Source organism: Chryseobacterium oranimense, assembly GCF_900129755.1.
Classification (GTDB): domain Bacteria; phylum Bacteroidota; class Bacteroidia; order Flavobacteriales; family Weeksellaceae; genus Chryseobacterium; species Chryseobacterium oranimense.
Genome location: NZ_FQWT01000006.1, coordinates 144012 through 160863 on the forward strand (window position 1 = coordinate 144012; position 16852 = coordinate 160863).

Annotated in this window: 7 protein-coding genes; 3 read left to right on the forward strand and 4 right to left on the reverse strand. The window is 37.4% G+C overall.

Annotated features, from left to right (window positions below; all coding sequences use genetic code 11):
* The first annotated feature begins 275 nt into the window (after nucleotides 1–275).
* The 3 genes from BUB03_RS17465 to BUB03_RS17475 are packed head-to-tail and all read left to right on the forward strand — an operon-like array spanning nucleotide 276 to nucleotide 8570.
* Nucleotides 276–5306 carry a translocation/assembly module TamB gene (locus tag BUB03_RS17465; RefSeq protein WP_083538990.1) on the forward strand — a complete coding sequence of 1677 codons (5031 nt, stop codon included), beginning with the start codon at nucleotides 276–278 and terminating at the stop codon, nucleotides 5304–5306.
* Nucleotides 5306–7630: a translocation and assembly module lipoprotein TamL gene (gene tamL / locus BUB03_RS17470; RefSeq protein WP_073065592.1), complete on the forward strand. Its 2325-nt coding sequence runs from the start codon at nucleotides 5306–5308 to the stop codon at nucleotides 7628–7630. The genes BUB03_RS17465 and tamL overlap by 1 nt, the downstream gene beginning before the upstream one ends.
* A gap of 1 nt (nucleotide 7631) precedes the next feature.
* Nucleotides 7632–8570, forward strand: a complete 939-nt coding sequence (locus BUB03_RS17475; protein WP_073065595.1) for a YihY/virulence factor BrkB family protein — start codon at nucleotides 7632–7634, stop codon at nucleotides 8568–8570.
* 98 nt (nucleotides 8571–8668) lie between these two features.
* Here BUB03_RS17475 and argS read toward each other — a convergent pair whose 3' ends face one another.
* The 4 genes from argS to BUB03_RS17495 all read right to left on the reverse strand — a co-directional run bounded on the left by argS (nucleotide 8669) and on the right by BUB03_RS17495 (nucleotide 16849).
* Entirely contained in the window at nucleotides 8669–10429 is a 1761-nt protein-coding gene (gene argS, locus BUB03_RS17480; RefSeq protein WP_040997728.1) for an arginine--tRNA ligase, read from the reverse strand.
* A 129-nt stretch (nucleotides 10430–10558) separates the two neighbouring features.
* Nucleotides 10559–11980, reverse strand: coding sequence for a SusD/RagB family nutrient-binding outer membrane lipoprotein (locus tag BUB03_RS17485; RefSeq protein ID WP_073065598.1), 1422 nt, complete (start codon nucleotides 11978–11980; stop codon nucleotides 10559–10561).
* A 12-nt stretch (nucleotides 11981–11992) separates the two neighbouring features.
* Nucleotides 11993–14989, reverse strand: a complete 2997-nt coding sequence (locus tag BUB03_RS17490) for a SusC/RagA family TonB-linked outer membrane protein (RefSeq protein WP_073065601.1) — start codon at nucleotides 14987–14989, stop codon at nucleotides 11993–11995.
* A 414-nt stretch (nucleotides 14990–15403) separates the two neighbouring features.
* Nucleotides 15404–16849: a SusD/RagB family nutrient-binding outer membrane lipoprotein gene (locus tag BUB03_RS17495; RefSeq protein ID WP_073065604.1), complete on the reverse strand. Its 1446-nt coding sequence runs from the start codon at nucleotides 16847–16849 to the stop codon at nucleotides 15404–15406.
* Nucleotides 16850–16852 lie beyond the last annotated feature (3 nt).

Genomic DNA, 16852 nt, shown 5'->3' on the forward strand with positions numbered 1-16852 from the left:
TTATTATCTCCATATATCTCTGCCCCCTTTTGAAATACTAACATTTGAATTTCATTTTGCTAACCTTTTCAACACTTAAAAAAATGATTAAAAAAGGGGGCTTTTAAACAAAAAATCCAAACCTTGGTTGTCTTGATCAACTAATTCACTTGACAACTACTAAACTAAATTCCATAATAAGACAGCCAAGGCAGGATTTTTGCACTTGCAATAGGATACCACAACAAAGAGCTTATAAAATAGTATTCTTATCTTTGTTAGAAACCTGATCGCATTTGAAACTGAAAATCAACAAAAGAAAACTCCTGAGGCGTATTGCAATAACCTTTATTTCAATATTGGTTTTTCTTACCCTGCTGATCCTTAGTCTGAGGCTTCCTGCCGTTCAAAACTTCATCAAAGACAAACTGGTTGTATATCTTGAGAAAAAAATCAAGACCAAAGTAAGCCTGGAACGGGTTTACATAGGATTTCCGAACAGCCTGATCATGGAAAACCTTTACCTTAAAGGCCAGGATGTCGACACCCTTCTAGCCGTTAAAAAGCTCGACGTAGGTTTGAACATGCTCAAGCTTATCAATTCTACTGCCGACATTACTTCGGTAGATCTTGAAGGAGCCCGCGCCAATGTGGTAAGAAAACCGGACGGAAAATTCAATTTCGATTACATTATCAACGCTTTTGCGACCAGTGATAAAGAAGAAAGCCCTTCCAAACCGTTTATTATTTCTCTTGATAAAATCAATTTAAAAGATATTGGCGTTACCTTCAACGATCAGCAGTCGAGGAATGACATTCAGTTATATTTCAAATCGTTTGATACCCGGGTTAAAACTTTTGACCTTAATAAAAATACCTATGCCGTTAATGACATTAATCTTGACGGACTTAAACTAAAGCTAAAACAGGATCTTCTTGAAGAAGTATCTGAGAAAGTAGAGAAAAAGGTTGATTCACTTAACGATAAAAAGCCGATGAATATTGGCCTCAGAGGTATAAAACTCACCAATTTCGATATTGATTACGGAGATGACAATACCAAAACCTTTGCTAAAGTCCTGTTTAAAGAATTAAGCACGAAGGTTAATAAGCTGGACCTGGAAAACAATGCTTACAATATTTCCAATGTTGTTCTTTCCGGAGCAGACATTAATGCCAATCTTTATCTTCCCGCACAAAATGCCAATCCGAAGGATAAAAAGGAACCTGAAGTGTCCAAAGTTTCTGATCAGGATAAAGCCATGAAATTGATTCTCGGAAAACTTGTCCTGAATGATGTAAAAGCCGTTTACAACAATACCGCCATTGCTCCCACCAAACAGGGAATGGATTTCAACCATATGAATTTCTCTAAAATGAATGTGGAAGTAAGAAGCTTCAAAATGGAGAACAATACTTTTGCAGGAACAGTGAATTCAGCCGAAATTAAAGAAGGAAGAGGCCTGGATATTCAGAAATTCAATACGGATTTTGTGTACCAGGAAAAACAGGCATATCTGAAAGACCTTTATCTGCAGACTCCCAAAACGCTGATCCGCGATGAGGTCATCTTAAATTATGAATCGATTGATCAGCTGACCGCCAATCCCGGTGCCGTAAAAATCTCTGCCAACATTAAAAACTCCAGAATAGGTTTCGCAGATATTCTGAATATTGTTCCTACCTTACGGAATACGGTCCCGTTCAGCAAATACCCGAATGCCATCCTGAATGTGAACGCAAATGTTCAGGGAATGGTGAATGACCTCCTGATTAAAGATCTCAAAGTATCAGGTCTGGATCAGTTAAGGGTCAATGCATCCGGAAGGATCAAAAACGCAATGAAACCTGAAAACCTGTACTATGACCTCAGGATTGCAGAACTTTCCACGGAAGCTAAAACAATTTACAATCTGGTGCCGAAAAATACAATTCCTTCCAATATCTCCCTGCCGTCTCATTTCAGCATTAAAGGAAGTGCAAAAGGAACAACCAAAGTCGTCAAAACAGACCTGAACCTCTACTCTACCCTTGGAAATGCAGCCATCCTTGCAGATGTGGACATGAGCAGGAAAAACCGGGAGCTGTACGATGTAAAAGCCAATCTTCAGGCTGTCCAGGTAGGAAAGATCATTAAAAATAAGGATATCGGGCCCATTACAGCACAAATTTCAGCAAAAGGTGAAAGCTTTGATTTCAAAAATGCCAACGCCAATCTGAAAGGTCATGTGGCATCGGCCGTTTACAAAGGCTACCGTTACCAGAATATGGATTTAACGGGAAAAATAAACCGTGGTGTTTATAATATCGTGTTAAATTCAAAAGACCCGAATGCCAATCTGAACTTAATCGCTTCCGGAGTCTATAATGAAAAAAATCCTACCGTAAAAATCAATGGGGAAGTCATCAAACTTGATGTGAATAAGCTTGGATTCTATGAAAAACCAATGATCATTGCCGGAAAAATTGATGGTGATTTTTCAAGCCTTAATCCGGATGCCCTGAACGGGTATTTAAACCTGAAAGATTTTGCATTTTCAGATACAAAGGAGGTTTATCCTGTACAGGAAGTCAATCTGAAAGCTTCTTCCACCCAGGATTCTACTAAGATTATTTTCAATTCTCAGATTGCTGATGTTTCGCTGATAGGAAAGTATAAACTAACGCAAATATTCGGTGCTCTGACGCAAACCATCAATCAATATTATCAGTTTCAGAAGCCCGCAAAAGGGCAGAAAGTTGATCCGGGACAGTTTTTCACATTCAATGCAAAGGTCAAAAATGATGACCTGATCAGGAAGTTCGTTCCGGAGCTGAAGAGTTTTGAAACGATCAATTTGGCTGGGAATTATGATGCCGATTCTCAAAAGATAGAAGTGGACGGACAGATTCCGCAGTTGCTGTACGGTGAAAATTCCCTGGAAAACATTGCGTTAAAAGTAACCAATGAAAACCAGGCGCTCCAGTACAGCCTTAACGCAGGTGCTTTAAAAAGTTCCAGCTTCACCCTGAAAAAAATTGCGGTGACCGGAGATGTCGCGGATAATATCATCAATTACAACGTAACCACAAAAGACGACAAAGATGCCACCCAGTTCCTTATCGCAGGAAATGCAAAATCTTTGAATGATATCACTGAAATTTCTTTGAATCCAAATGGACTGAAACTTAATTATGCGGACTGGAATGTGGCCGAAAACAATAAAATCCAGATCAGCAGCCAGGGAATTTTAGCGGATAACTTTATCCTGACTAATGGCTCCAGTGAGATTTCACTTCAGTCTGAAACCGAACGCGCAGGCAGCCCTTTGAATGTTGCACTGAAAGATTTTAAAATTGAAACCATTACAGAACTGATCAAAAAAGATACGGTCCTGGCAAGAGGAACGATCAATGGAACTGCACAGCTTAGAGATGTTACCAAAAAGATGACCTTCACTTCCGATCTGAACGTTTCAGACCTGATCGTCTATGGAAGCCCTGTTGGAAATCTTGCCATAAAAGTGAACAATACTTCACCGAATATTTTAAATGCTGACGTTGCCCTTTCCGGCAACAACAATGATGTAAAAATTCTTGGGGATTACAATACTTCTTCCAGTACATTCGATCTGAACATGGCCATCAATCAGCTTCAGATGAAAAGTATTCAGGGGTTCTCCATGAATGCCATAACGAATACGGAAGGCTATATTTCAGGGAATTTAAAGATAACGGGAAATACAGATCAACCGAATATTTTAGGTAAAGTAAAATTCAATGATGCCGGCCTGGAAATTGCCAAAACCGGCAGTGATTTCAGAAAGCTCAATGACGAAATAGATTTTACCAGCCGTGGTATAGAATTTAATAAATTTAAAATCAATGATAAGGACGGAAATTCACTCGTCATCGACGGACAGGTTCTTACGCAGACGTACAGGGATTTCGCCTTTAATCTCGACGTTAATGCAAAGGATTTCAAAGTGGTGAATTCTGAGAAGTCCAATGATGCCATAATGTATGGAATTCTTGCCATTGATGCCGGGCTTCATGTTCGTGGAAACCTGGATCTTCCAAAAGTAGACGGAAGGCTTTCTGTTTCCGATGATACGGATTTTACCTTTGTCCTTCCTCAGTCCAGCCCTTCCCTTCAGGAAAGAGACGGAATTGTGGAGTTTATAGACCAGGATCAGGTAGTTCTAAATAAAACGATCAAAACCGATTCTTTGAAAGCGCAAAGCCGTTTTAAAGGAATGGATGTAAGCGTGAATATTGAAGTAAGCAAGGAAGCCAAACTCTCAATTGTTATTGATAAAGCCAACGGGGATTTTGTAAAACTCCAGGGCGAGGCTGATCTTACCGGCGGTATTGACCCTTCAGGAAAAACCACTCTTGTAGGGGTTTATGAAGTGGAAAAAGGATCTTATGAACTTTCTGTGAGCCTTCTGAAACGTAAATTCGATATTCAGAAAGGAAGTACCATTACCTGGACGGGAGAGCCTACCGCTGCAACAATGGATATTACGGCGGTCTATAAAACAGAAGCCCCGCCTATAGACCTTGTGGAACAGCAGATAAGCGGAGAGGATGCTTCTATCATGAACCAGTTTAAGCAAAGAATACCTTTCAATACTTTATTAAAAATGAAAGGTGAACTTCTGAAGCCTCAGATTACTTTCGATATTACTACAGATGAAAAGAATAATGCGGTTTCCTCTACGGTAACGGATATTGTGGACCAAAAGCTGACCCAGCTCAGAACCCAGGAATCTGAAATGAATAAGCAGGTTTTTGCCCTTCTTTTACTGAACCGCTTTATCGGGGAAAATCCGTTCGAATCCGGTGCGGGAGTATCTGCTGAAATGCTGGCAAGGCAGAGTGTGAGTAAAATTCTTTCGCAGCAACTGAACAATCTTGCCTCCGGCCTGATTAAAGGAGTTGATATCGATTTAGGTCTCGATTCTTCTGAAGACTACTCAAGTGGAGAAAAAAATACCAGAACAGACCTGAATGTTGGGGTAAGCAAAAAATTACTGAATGACCGTCTGAAGGTTTCCGTGGGAAGTAATTTCGCCCTGGAAGGTGAAGCCCGCCAGAATGAAAATATGACGAACATCGCAGGAAATGTTACGGTAGACTACAGCCTTTCCAAAGACGGCAGGTATATGCTCCGCGCCTATCGTAAGGATGAGTACCAGGTAGCTCTTCAGGGGCAGATCATAGAAACGGGATTAGGATTCATCATCACATTAGACTATGACAAATTCCGTGAGATTTTCCAGAAATCAAGAAAAGACAGACGTAAAAAAGAAAATAAGAATAACCAGGTGGTAGAATTTAAATAATGAAAAGTAGATTTAGTATATATTACAGATATTTGTTCACTTCAGGATTTGCCGCTGTTACTCTTTCATGCAGCAATACAAGATTTCTGAAGGAAGGCCAGATGCTGTATACCGGCGGGGAAGTAAAAATACAAAATGACAGTCTCTCGAAAAAGGAAAAAAATGAGCTTAAGGCATCACTGGAAGAAAATCTGGTTCCCAAGCCCAATTCTTCCATATTAGGGCTGCGTCCGAAACTGTATTTTTACAATATTGCCAAGGAGCCTAAAAAGGATAAAGGTTTCAATTACTGGCTGAAATACAAAGTAGGTGAAAAACCTGTTTTACTGGGAGATGTAGACCGTGAATTCAACAAAGATATCATTGAAAATTATTCTGAAAATAAAGGATATTTCAATGCAAAAGCTACTTATGATACGGTTTCCAAAAATAAAAAAGCAAAAGTTATTTATACTTTAAGACCTGGCGGAAGATACCTGATAAGCAATGTGAAATTTCAGCAGGATTCTTCCCTTGTTAATAGAGAAATTCAGACTTTAACTCCAAAAACCTTACTTAAAACGGGAAATCCTTTTGATCTTGATGTCATTAAAAATGAACGAGAACGTATCGATAATGGTTTAAAGGAAAGAGGTTTCTATTATTTCAATTCTGACAATATTATTGTTCAGGCAGACAGTACGGTAAGCAAAAATCACAAGGTAGAGCTGAACGTAAAATTAAAGGATGACACTCCGGATCTTGCCACGCAACAGTTCAGCATTGACAAGGTTATTGTTTTTCCTAATTATAACATCCAGGATGTAAAAAGAGGCAAATATAATGTTCCGATGAACCCGGACTCCCTTTCTAAATATGCTTATGATGATATATATGTGATCGATCCTCAGCATAAGTTTAAACCGAAAATCTTCGACAGGGCTTTATATTTTAAGAAAGGAGATCTCTATAACCGTTCCAATCATAATCTTACGCTTAACCGCCTGATCAGTCTGGGTGTTTTTAAATTTGTAAAAAATGAATTCATTGTTTCAGATTCATTGAAACACCAGTTTGATGCCTATTATTTACTGACGCCGAGACAAATTCAGTCACTCAGGCTTGAAGCTTTAGGACGAACCAACTCTGCCAACTATGCCGGTAGCGAATTAAATTTAAACTGGACCCACCGGAATTTCTTCCGAGGAGCCGAGCAGTTTAAAGCAGCTGTTTACGGAGCTTTTGATTTCCAGATGGGCGGACAGGAAGATGCCAAGAATCTTTTCCGTGCAGGAACGAATGTCCAGCTTTCGATACCAAGGATTGTTGCGCCTTTCCGTTTCAATTCTTCGAGTGCCTTTGTTCCGAGAACGAATATTACTCTAGGCTATGAGTTCCAGAACCGTACCCAGCTTTATACACTTAATAATTTTAATGCTTCGTTCGGGTATGTATGGAAGGAAAATGCGAGAAAGGAACATGATCTGAAGGTTATTGACATTACCCTGGTTTCTCCTGCCAATGTAACAGAGGAATTTTATAAACAGGCAACCACTCCTGCCTCACGAAGAGTAGTAGATAAACAGTTAATTTTCGGGCCTACCTATTCGTATACGTATACCAATACAATGCTTCCAAAAGCAAATACGATCTATTATAAAGGTACGTTGGATCTTGCAGGAAACATCACCGGTCTGGTAACAGGGGCCAATGCGAAAAATGATAAGGAGAAAAAGATCTTCGGCATCCCGTTCAGCCAATATGCCAAAATTGAGAATGACTTCAGGTTCTATCATAAATTCACCGAAAAGAGCTCATTCGCCAGCAGATTTATCGGGGGAATTGCTTATCCGTATGGAAACTCAGAGTTCATTCCTTTCTCCAAACAGTTTTTTGCAGGGGGAAGCAACAGTATCCGTGCTTTCCGTGCAAGAACTTTAGGACCGGGAAGTTTCGATCCGCGGACGATTGAAAAGGGACTGCTACTGGATCAGGCGGGAGACATCAAGCTGGAGCTGAATGCGGAATACCGTGCCAATATCTATAAATTCCTGAATGTTGCTGCTTTTGTAGATGCCGGAAACGTTTGGCTGATCAATGCTGATGAGCACAGACCGGGAGGTAAATTTTCAAAAGATTTTTTAAGTGAAATTGCCGTGGGAGCCGGAGTTGGTCTGAGACTTGATTTCTCTATCTTAATTTTAAGACTGGATCTGGCCATGCCTTTACGTGTTCCTTATTATGAAAAGGGAGACCGATGGGCATTTGATAAAATCAACTTCGGAGATTCGAGCTGGAGAAAAGATAATTTAGTTTTAAATATAGCCATAGGATATCCTTTCTAATATGATCAATAATATCAAATTTTTCTGGGAGGTACTTAAAGATACCTTCGCCGAATGGAACAATTCTTCCGCATCAAAAGATTCGGCAAGCCTTGCCTATTATGCGATTTTTTCTATCCCCGGATTATTAATTATTATTATCTGGATCGCCGGAAATTTCTTCGGTGAGGAAGCCATTCGTGGCGAGATCAGCAACCAGATCAGCGGATTAATGGGAAAAGATGTTGCTAAGAGTATTGAAGGAATGATTGCGGGAGCGCTCATTGACAAGCAGAATATTTTCATGAAAATAGTGGGGATCGGGTCTCTGGTTTTTGGTTCCACTACTTTATTTTTTCAGCTGCAGCATACTCTCAACACCCTTTGGGATGTAGAAGCAGCACCTAAAAAAGCATTTGTAAAATTCCTTTTGGACAGGGCAAATTCATTAGGAATGATCCTTATTCTTGGATTTTTGCTGATGATCACCATGATCTTGTCTTCAATGATAAGCCTGTTCAACAACTGGATCACCAATTATTTCGGCCTTGAAACCTATATGCTGGTAGAGGTCGTGAATTTTGCTATCGGTTTTGGTTTGGTAATGCTTTTATTTGCCTTAATGTTCAAAGTACTCCCTGATATCAAAATCAGCTGGAAACCTGTATGGAAAGGGGCTTTACTGACTACAATTTTATTTACACTGGGTAAATTTCTACTGAGCCTGTATTTCGGTAATTTTAAACCTACTTCTACTTTCGGAGCGGCGGGAACCGTTATTTTAATAATGATGTGGATTAATTATTCCTGTATGCTTATTTTTTTCGGAGCTGAATTTACCAAGGTTTATAATTACAAAAAGGGCTATAAAGTTGTTCTTTCCAAGCATGCAAAATGGAGTGCAGCGAAGCTTTACAGGGATAGCAGAAAAGATAGCGAGAGTGAGCTGAAAGAGATTTGAGAGGCGTGTACGGGATTCGGGTTTTAAGATTCCACGTATTGATTGCGGTTTATTTGGTACATCATAAAAAAGCCTCCCAATTTAGGAGGCTTTATTTTTTACATTCTGTCTACGGTTCCGATACCGAGAAGCGCTAATGATTTCTTCACTGTTTTCGCGGTGAGGTCTGAAAGGTTTAAACGGAATTGTTTTAAATTTTCGTCTTCCAGTTTCAGAATGATATTACTTTGGTAAAATGAGTTATAAGATTTAGCTAAATCATAAACATAATTGGCAACCAAAGCCGGGCTCAATGCTTCTGCCGCTCTTTCTACAATTGTTTTGTAGTTAGCCAAAAGCATGATCAATTCTTTTTCATACTGGTTTAAAGCAACGTCTGAAACTTCTTTATACTGATAATCTGCTTTTGCCAGTAAAGATTGAGTACGTGCATAAGTATATTGGATGAATGGTCCTGTATTTCCATTAAATTCAATACTTTCTGCCGGGTTGAACAACATTTTTTTCTTAGGATCCACTTTCAGCATGAAGTATTTCAGTGCCCCCATTCCAATGATTTCATAAGAAGCTACTTTTGTTTCTTCTGAAAGACCTTCAAGTTTTCCTTGTTCTATAGCTTTTAATTTTGCCGTTTCATGCATTTCTGCCATCAGGTCGTCTGCATCCACCACTGTTCCTTCACGGGATTTCATTTTTCCTTCCGGAAGCTCAACCATTCCGTAAGAAAGGTGGAATAATTGATCTGCCCATGAATATCCAAGCTTTTTCATGATTTTAAATAAAACCTGGAAGTGATAATCCTGTTCATTTCCAACCGTGTAGATCAGCTTTTGAATGTTATTGTCCTTAAAACGCTCTACGGCTGTTCCCAAATCCTGAGTCATGTAAACAGATGTTCCGTCTGAACGAAGCAGAAGTTTCTGATCCAGCCCTTCATCAGTAAGATCACACCATACCGAACCGTCTTCTTTCTGATAAAGAATTCCTTTATCCAGACCTTCCTGAATCAGATCTTTTCCTAAAATGTAAGTATTGCTTTCGTACTGTACCTGATCAAAATCTACTCCAAGTCTTTTATAAGTTTCATTGAAACCTTTATAAACCCATGAGTTCATTTCATTCCAAAGATCTCTTACTTTCTGGTCTCCGTTTTCCCAGTCTAAAAGCATTTTTTGAGCTTCTTTAATGATCGGAGCATCTTTTTTAGCCTGTTCTTCTTCTACTCCTTGTCCTACAAGCTCAGAAATTTCTTTTTTGTAGTTTTTATCAAATTCTACATAATAGTTTCCTACGAACTTATCTCCTTTTGTATTAGTTGTTTCCGGAGTTTCTCCATGCCCGAATTTCTCCCAAGCCAGCATAGACTTACAGATATGAATTCCTCTGTCATTGATAATCTGTGTTTTGATCACATCATACCCTGCCTCTTTTAAAATCTGAGCCACAGAAAATCCCAACAGGTTATTTCTTACGTGCCCCAGGTGAAGCGGTTTGTTGGTATTTGGAGAAGAATATTCCACCATAACCGTAGAATTTTTCTTTTCGATAGCATCAAAATCATTGCTAACGGATTTGAAATTGTCCACAAACAGCTGGTTCTGTACTTTAACATTAAGGAAGCCTTTTACTACATTAAAGCTTTCGAATAGGTCAGACTGCTCCGTCAAAGCTTCACCTAATTCAACGCCAATACTTTCCGGATTTTTCTTCAGCTGTTTTACCAATGGAAATGTTACAATGGTAAAGTCACCTTCAAATTCGGTTTTATTTTCCTGAACCTCCAGATTGATATCTTTTAACTGATATACATTTAAAATAACCTCTGAAAGTTTCTTTTCTATACTATCTTTAATATTCATGTGTATACTATTACTTTTTACAGGCCACATAGAATAGCCTGGCTCATCTCAAATTTTGAAATACAAATATACGGAAATAAAAAAACCGCCCGAAGGCGGCTTTGATATGAATGTTAAAATATATGGATATTAAAATTTATCCCAGAATAATTTTGTAGTTGCCTTGTCGCCGCCAATTTTATTAGCTGCAGCACTTACATTAGCTCCATTTAACACATACTCCTGATCAGAATATGGCATTCTGTAAGGTACAGATGACAAGTTAGATTTAGGAGGGTTTACAAGTGTCGGGTTATCCAGACGTCTAGTGAAATTCCAGCTTGCAAATCCTTTGTTAAACATTGCAATCCAAGCTTGTACTCCTATAGACTGTTTCCAGTTTACTGGATTATAAGGGTTTGCAAGCACATATGTATCTGCGATAGTACTGTTTACACCATTCTCCCTCATAGATTCTTTAACGGCGATAGCATAAAGGTCTGCTGCTGTCCCCCCTGCTGAATACCCTCTTGCAGCAGCTTCAGCTTTTAAGAATGCTACCTCTGCATAACTTAGCAGGTTAGATGCTGTAGTAGCACCTCTAAAATAAGAGCTTAATTGAGAGAAATTAGTATAAGGATCATTTAATTCTCCGAAAACTCCCCCTTTATAAACTCCCCCAACTTTTGTAAACCATACATCCATTCTTGGATCTGACAGGCTACTCATGGTATTAATAGTCAACTGACTTGGAATAAAGTCATTTCTACCGGAAGCTACTAAATTGTCATAAACAGGGCTTGAAAAGGTGTTACCATCATAACTAAATTTATAGGCTTCAGAATCAGAAGAGATCACTCCTGCTGCGATTGCTGACTCAACAGTAGTTTTCGATAATGCTGGATCAACATCTGCTAAATTGATTCCTAATCTTAATTTAATAGAGTTAGCAAATTTTTTCCATTTTGTCATATTCCCTCCATAAACTAAATCACTATAACCAGTAGCAGCCGGCTTTATAGTAGCAGTAACAGCATCGATTCTCTTAATTAAGTCAAGATAAATAGTTTTGGCATCATCATATTTTGGAGTTAAAATCTCATCAGGTTTGAAAGCCTCAGAATAAGGAACATCACCATAAGTATCCACAATATTTTCCCAAATAAAAATTTCTTCAATTTCTAAGGTTGCCAACTTGTTGGTACGTATATCATCCGTCTCTACTTCATTAACCAGATTCATTTTTGCCTGTTTCAGGTTATTGATACTGTAAACGTACATTCTGTTAAAATGGTTACGAGGCTGGTTTCGGGTTACGAGATTATATTGAGTTTCATCCGGATATTGAGTTTCCGCCCATTGTTGTGTAAAGAATCTGTAGTTATTAAAATTTACACTTGGATTGTCCATATAATATGATGACTGATACATAGCCGTTGCCAACAAATTTTCGGAAGGAAGTATGGAAGGATGTTTAGGATCATCATTAAGAGAAGTTAAATCACTTTGACACGAACTTAACCCTACCCCAATACATGCTGATATCAAACTTATTTTTATAATATTTTTCATTTTTAAAGTAATTTAGAATTTAAATGTTACATTGACTCCAATATCTCTTGTCGTAGGCATTGAACCGATAGACCATCCATAAGAATTTAGTCCACCTCCCACAACAGCTTCAGGATCTGCATATGGTAAATTTTTATGAATAATCCATAAATTTCTACCTACAATCGAAATTTTAGCGTCATAAATTTTGGTTCCGGCCAATAATGATTTAGGAAGCATATAACCAATACTTGCCTCTCTTAGCTTAATAAAGGAACCATCATAAACAAATTCACGCGACGGCTGAGTTTTATATCCCATAGAACTTCCGTTATCAAACTGTGACAAAGAAATAGTATTAGGAGTTCCATCCGGAAGAACTCCCGGAAGTACAACGTTTTTGTCTCTGTAATCTCCAACAGCTGTTTCTTTGTATAAACCTGAAGATAATCCATAATACATATCCGTTGAGAATATATCACCTCCTTTACGCATATCGATTAAGAAGCTTAAAGAGAATCCTTTATAACTAAGACTATTTCTTATCCCCCCAATCCAATCAGGGGTAGTATTACCAATGATCTGATTAGGATTCTGCAAATATTTTCCGGTTTTTGGATCAATTACTTTCTCACCGTTTAAATAGGTGTAGTCAGCTCCAACCAATGTTCCCCAGGCTTCTCCTACTCTTGCATTTAAAGAAACTCCTCCTTGAAAACTATTTAATAAAAGATTGGTGATTCCTGGATACAGACTAACCACTTCGTTTTTATTTTTAGACCAGTTAACATCAATATTCCACGTAAAGTCTTTCGATTTTATAGGAACTAAACCTAACTGTACCTCATAACCTGTATTATCAATTCGTCCCGCATTGATTACTTTACCGGTAAATCCGATTCCTGAGGAAACTGGAAGAGGGATAATCTGATCTATCGTTTTAGTTTTATAATAAGCAAAATCAACGGTAATTCTGTCTTTTAAGAAATGAGCTTCAGTTCCTATCTCAAATTCCTTGGATCTTTGTGGTTTTAAATCTGGATTAGGCTGATTTAAAATTGAATTATATATTCCTACACCTGATAAAATCCCTGCTGATCTATAGTTATTAGCCAGCTGATAAGGATCTGCAGTTCCACCAACTTCCGCATAGTTTGCTCTTAATTTCCAAAAATTCATCCAATTTTTGGTATTTAAAATTTCAGACATAATAACTGAAGCCGTTACGGAAGGATAATTGTATACATTATTTCCCGCTGGTAATGTTGAGCTTTGATCTACCCTCCATGTTCCATCTATATAGAATTTCTTAAAGAAATCAAATGAAGCAGTAACATATCCCGAGTTTGTTTGTGTGGTGAACTGATTCTCATCTGATGCTAAGGGCGCTTTTTTAGAGTTTGACAATGCATAAATTCCTGCAATTACCAAACCTCCTTCTGTAGAAGCATAAACAGAATTGAAATAGTTTCTACGAATATTCCCTCCAACTACTCCAGATACATTAATATCATCTGTAATGTCAAATTTATAATTCACCATTAAATCATAATTCGTTTCAGTCCTCAATACATCTCGTCTTGCATATCCGGAAGTAACCGAATTGTTTGATTGTCCGAAAGCTTGTGGCAGAGACCCTACAGCCAGTCTACTCTCGGCCATAAGATTTGATCTGTCATAAGAAACTTTTCCAGTAACAGAAATATTATTTATGATATCATACGTTGCTTGTGCATAAGTAAAACTTCTGAATCTATTATCTGAGGTATAGTTTTGGTAAGCTTGAAAATAGGGGTTATTCCAGTATGCCGGTGCTCCATTAGTTGCTGATTTTCTATTCCATACAACGTTACCATAATTGTTCGATGCACTGGCAATAGCAGGATCAACATTTGCAAAATATGAATTTTCCAGAGCTTTAAGATCTACATTGGTTTGCCACCATTGTCTGAAACCTGTTGCTATATTATTGGAATAGCCCGTAATTCCACGTCCTTTGGTATCCTGCAAAGTCATTGTAGAATAAAAGGAGGTATGCAATTTTGGAGTTAAGTCATAATTAATCTTTAAAGAGAAATTATTCTTATTGAGATGTGAGTTAGGAATCAATCCATCTGACATCATATTTTCATAGGTAAAACTAATATTCTTCCCTTTTTGTCCTTTTTCCAAGGTTACACTATTACTAAATGTAGTCGGATTATCAAAAAATTTAATCGGGCCGTTTTTAGCAGCTACCCATGGTGTAGCTTTTTTGTAGTTAGGAGAGGTCGGGTCAAAAGAGTCCCATTGATAAACCATTAAATTAGGATCGAATTTTGGGCCCCAAGATGCATCTGCATTGAAATTTGCGTTATTTAAACCATCACTAGCCTGAGTTCCAAATTTTTGAGAATACCCGGCACCATAACTTGTTTGATATTCAGGAAATGTTGATTTATCAATAAAGCCAACCTGCATTGAGGAAGAAAGCGTAACTCCCCAAGATCCGTCATCTTTCCCTTTTCCATTCTTTGTTGTTATGACAATTACTCCATTCAGACCTCTTTCGCCATAAAGAGCAGATGCCGCAGCACCTTTTAAAACGTTGATAGATTCAATATCTTCCTGATTGATATCAGATAAAGCATTACCATAATCAATATTTTTCTCCTGAGTATACGTATTGTTTACTGGAGATCCATCAATCACAATTAAAGGATTTCCTCCTCCAAGAGTCTTTATACCTCTGATCAATAAGTTTGATGAGCCCCCAAAGTTGTTATTTGTAGTAACATTTAAGCCGGCTACCTTTCCTGATAATTGCGATGCAATATTCCCCGTGTTAGTTGTACCATCAGAGAGTGCACTTGCCTTAATTTCCTGGGAAGCGTAACCAAGAGATTTCTTTTCTCTTTTAATCCCAAGTGCAGTTACTACCACCCCTTCAATTTCTTTTGCTTTAATGGTATCATTCTTCTCTTGTGCTTGAGCAATAGCAAAAGATGAAGTCAATACCACAACAAGCAGACTTGTTGTCAGTTTCTTCATATCAATTATTTTTTTAAGACTGTACAAATTTGTAAAACTTTATTAAATATACAAAGCGAAAATTCAAAAAAAATATCAAATATTTAATAAATTAAAAAAATAATGAAAATAATTCATTAAATTAAGTTAAAAACAATAGAATTAACAAAAACACAACATTTAAAAGGTTGTTATTTTTAGAAAAACATAACTAAATTTTAATTGATATTTTCTATATGAAATATTTATAAAAATATCACTAATAAACTCATTACAAAACAATTACCACCTTAAAAAATGATTAATAATAAATAATTCACAAAACAAAACAATGCTAAGCATACCATATTTTATCAAAAAAACTTCTTAAACATAAACCTTATGCATAAAAAAATAACCGCCTTAAAGGCGGTTATTTATAAAAATGGATATTTTTTAATTAATGTCCCAGAATATTTTTGTAGTCAACTTGTCGCCACCAATTGCAGCACTTGCAGCAGCATAATTACTACCATTCGTAGTAGCTTCCGCAGTAGGATATTGAAGCCTTACAGGAACTTTTCCTTCCGCATTCGGAATTGCTGTGGAAGGAGCTACTAATTGAGGATAATCTAATCTTCTGAAGAAATTCCAAGAAGTAACAGCCTGGTTATACATTGCAACCCAAGCCTGTTCTCCAATAGATTTTTTCCAGTTTGCAGCATTATATGGATGTGCAGCGATATATGCAGTTGCATCACCAGCTCCCCAATCATTAAAAGATGAAGTAATTGCAGTAGCATATAGTGCAGCTGGGCTTCCGCCTATTCCCCATCTTGCAGCAGCTTCAGCACGATAAAAGGACACTTCAGTATAACTTAAAATAATTCCAGGAGTAGTCTCTGTATATGCAAATTCTCCAGCATTTGAGAAATCTGCAAATTCACCCGGTGTTCCAATAACTTGCCCAATATAATCTCCATCAACATCTGTATAATATGCACTAATCCTCGGATCGTTACTAACATTCATATAATCTACTAAAGTCTTTCCAGCAATAAAGTCATCTCTTGAACTTGTTTCCTGAAACATTGGATTTTCATTTGGAGAAGCCGCAAGGTATGTAAACTTACAATCATCACCAGATGAAGTCATCACACCTCCTGTTATAGCTTGATTTACAGTACTCTGCGCCAAATTTGGATTAACATCCGCCAAAGCAATTCCTAATTTAAGCAATAATGAGTTTCCAAATTTTTTCCACTTATCAAGATCACTTTTACCAATAGTAGGATTATAATAAAAAATGTCTCCGGTTTTAAAAGATTCCTTACTGGTATCAATACTTGTTATATCATTTTTCAGTTTAGTGATTAAATCAGTATATATATCAGCAGCTTTATCATATTTTGGAAGTGGATAAACATCTATATTTAAAGCCTGAGTGTATGGTATATCACCATAAGTATCTACTAAAACCTGATAGGTGTAGACTTTCATCATATCGATGATTGCCAATTGATTTTTCTTTTTACCAGGCCATGTAGTCAGTTCTGAAGGAGTCGGCGTATAAGCATTAATAATTCTTTCTGCCTGATCCAGGTTTTTCAATACGTTTACATAGTTGTCGGTCCATACATTATTAGATACGGTTCTATTCGTAAAGTCATAATTACTTTCATTTACGTAAATAGTTTCTGTCCAGTACTGCATCGTCAGCCTAAAGTTGTTTTCATTTACACTAGGCGTGTTCATATAATCACTAAGCTCTTTTTGTGCATAAGTAAGTAAAGACTCCTGAGTGGTATTATAGAAGGCATGTTCATCCAAATTGACATCATCAGTCGTTGAACATCCTATAAACAAAAGAGCTAATATTGGTGTTATTATATATTTTTTCATGTT

Bases quoted from the DNA above. Each gene is read 5' to 3' on its own strand.
- BUB03_RS17495 (WP_073065604.1), bottom strand. From the start codon at position 16,849: ATGAAAAAATATATAATAACACCAATATTAGCTCTTTTGTTTATAGGA.
- tamL (WP_073065592.1), top strand. From the start codon at position 5,306: ATGAAAAGTAGATTTAGTATATATTACAGATATTTGTTCACTTCAGGA.
- BUB03_RS17485 (WP_073065598.1), bottom strand. From the start codon at position 11,980: ATGAAAAATATTATAAAAATAAGTTTGATATCAGCATGTATTGGGGTA.
- BUB03_RS17490 (WP_073065601.1), bottom strand. From the start codon at position 14,989: ATGAAGAAACTGACAACAAGTCTGCTTGTTGTGGTATTGACTTCATCT.
- BUB03_RS17475 (WP_073065595.1), top strand. From the start codon at position 7,632: ATGATCAATAATATCAAATTTTTCTGGGAGGTACTTAAAGATACCTTC.
- argS (WP_040997728.1), bottom strand. From the start codon at position 10,429: ATGAATATTAAAGATAGTATAGAAAAGAAACTTTCAGAGGTTATTTTA.